Annotated in this window: 2 protein-coding genes; both read right to left on the minus strand. The window is 60.3% G+C overall.

Annotation, left to right across the window (positions count from 1 at the left end; genetic code table 11):
* Positions 1-532 (minus strand): NADH-quinone oxidoreductase subunit N (locus RMO57_RS22020; RefSeq protein ID WP_414896419.1); only part of this gene is annotated, 532 nt, incomplete at its 3' end.
* A 416-nt stretch (positions 533-948) separates the two neighbouring features.
* Positions 949-1,791: NADH-quinone oxidoreductase subunit M (locus RMO57_RS12625; RefSeq protein WP_310387105.1), on the minus strand; the 843-nt coding region annotated here is incomplete at its 5' end.

Genomic DNA, 1,791 nt, shown 5'->3' on the forward strand with positions numbered 1-1,791 from the left:
GCTTCAGATTGGTCTGCGCAATCGCGACGAAGTTGCCGACGAACAGCGAGGTGAGCGCCAGCACGATCAGCATTTGCTGCCAGTCCACCGCCAAGCCAATCATGCCTTCGACCAGCAGCCGAATCGTGATCGCAAAAGCGGCCAGCTTGGGCGCCGCACCGACCAGTAAAGTCACCGCCGTGGGCGAGCCTTGATAGACGTCCGGCACCCACATATGGAATGGTGCGGCGCCGAGCTTGAAGGCCAGGCCGGCGACCACAAACACCGTGCCGAAGACCAGCACCGACTTGTTCGGCACGCCGGTGCTGATCACGTCAAAAACCTGCGGTATCGAGAGCGAGCCAGTGGCGCCGTACATCATCGTCAGGCCATACAGCAAGAAGCCGCTGGCCAGGGCGCCGAGCACAAAGTACTTCATCGCCGCCTCGGTCGACAGCGCATGGTCGCGCCGCAAGGCCACCAAGGCATACAGCGACAAGCTCATCAGCTCCAGGCCCAGATAGATGATCAAGAAGTTGTTGGCCGACAGCATCACGCAGATGCCCAACAGCGAGAACAGCGTCAGGCATCACGCAGATGCCCAACAGCGAGAACAGCGTCAGGCTGAACAACTCGCCCTTGAGCAGGTCACGCGAGGCCGCATAGGGCCGGGCATAGACCAAGGTCACTATTGTTGCGATGCAGGCGAAGAAGGCCAGCAAATGACCCATAGGATCGGACACCACCATGCCCTGCATTGCGTAGACGGTTTGGCCGTCTTGGAAGTACGACCAGTGCACGCCGGCGACCACGGCCAAGGTCAGTTGCGTGAGCCAGTAGGTCGGGCGACGTGCGGGGTCTTTTACAAACAGATCCACCATCGCGATCACGCAGGCCATCACGGCCAGGGCAATTTCGGGGTAAACCGCGAGCCAATTCATATTGTTCATTTGTCAGTGGCCCTAAGAATCAACCGGGAATCAGCTTGGAAGTTGCCACATGCTTGAGCAACTCGGTGACTGAAACTTGCATCACATCGGTAAATGGTTTGGGATAGAGGCCCATCCACAGCACGGCAATGGCCAACACCGCCATCATCAGGAACTCGCGCGCGTTGAGGTCCTTCAAGTTCTTGACAGCGTCATTCGTAACCGGGCCGAAATAGACGCGCTTGTACATCCACAGCGAGTAGGCGGCGCCGAAGATCAGCGCCGTGGCGGCGATGGCGCCGATCCAGAAGCTGTACTGCACGGCGCCCAGGATCACCATCCACTCGCCGACGAAACCGGCGGTGGCGGGCAGACCGCAATTGGCCATCGCGAAGAACAGCGCGAAGGCGGCGAACTTGGGCATGGTGTTGACCACCCCGCCATAACTGGCAATTTCGCGGGAGTGCACGCGGTCATAGAGCACGCCGATGGACAGGAACATCGCGCCCGAGACAAAGCCGTGCGAGATCATCTGCACCAAACCACCAGCGACGCCGAGTTCATTGAAGATGAAGAAGCCCAGGGTGACAAACCCCATGTGCGCGATCGACGAGTAGGCGACCAGCTTCTTCATATCTTGCTGCACCAGCGCGACCAGGCCGATATAGACGACGCCGATCAGCGACATGGCAATGATCAGCCAGGCCCACTCGTGGGCGGCATCCGGAACGATGGGCATGGACAGACGCAGGAAACCATAGGCGCCGAGTTTGAGCATGATGGCGGCCAGCACCACCGAGCCGCCGGTAGGCGCCTCGACGTGGGCGTCGGGCAGCCAGGTATGCACCGGCCACATCGGCACCTTGACCGAGAAGGCGGCGAG

This window comes from Roseateles sp., from assembly GCF_031397715.1.
GTDB lineage: Bacteria > Pseudomonadota > Gammaproteobacteria > Burkholderiales > Burkholderiaceae_C > Paucibacter_A.